The 389-nt window shown below is 37.5% G+C and carries 1 protein-coding gene; it reads right to left on the reverse strand.

Going from position 1 to position 389, the window contains the following annotated elements; genetic code table 11:
* A partial coding sequence (locus I4N53_RS01945; protein WP_214495462.1) for a PAS domain S-box protein occupies positions 1–389 on the reverse strand: 389 nt, incomplete at both ends.

Raw genomic sequence — 389 nt, forward strand, 5'->3', positions numbered from 1 at the left:
TCTTGCGCTCGCTTATGTCGCGAATTATGCCTATTGCATGCCATGCATCTTTAATTTTTACAGCAGAAAGTGAAAGTTCTACATCAATTTCATAGCCGTTTTTGTGCCTTGTCTTCATCTCAACAGTCTTGCCTACAACACTTCCTTTTTCGGTTGAACGGAATCTTTTAAATGCTTCTCTATATGCTTCGTACAGCCGCATATCTTGTATCATAAACATGTGCAAATCTTTACCTATTATTTCTTCTTTTGAATATCCAAGTATGCGTTCTGCTGCAGGGTTCCAGAAGGTTACTTTACCGTTATCGTCAATCATAATAATGGCATCTCCTGCATACTCCATTATAGTGCTTAAAATCTCATTCCTTTCCTTCAGTTCTTTTTCCATT

This window comes from Thermoanaerobacter sp. CM-CNRG TB177, from assembly GCF_018588165.1.
GTDB classification, from domain to species: Bacteria; Bacillota; Thermoanaerobacteria; order Thermoanaerobacterales; family Thermoanaerobacteraceae; genus Thermoanaerobacter; species Thermoanaerobacter thermocopriae.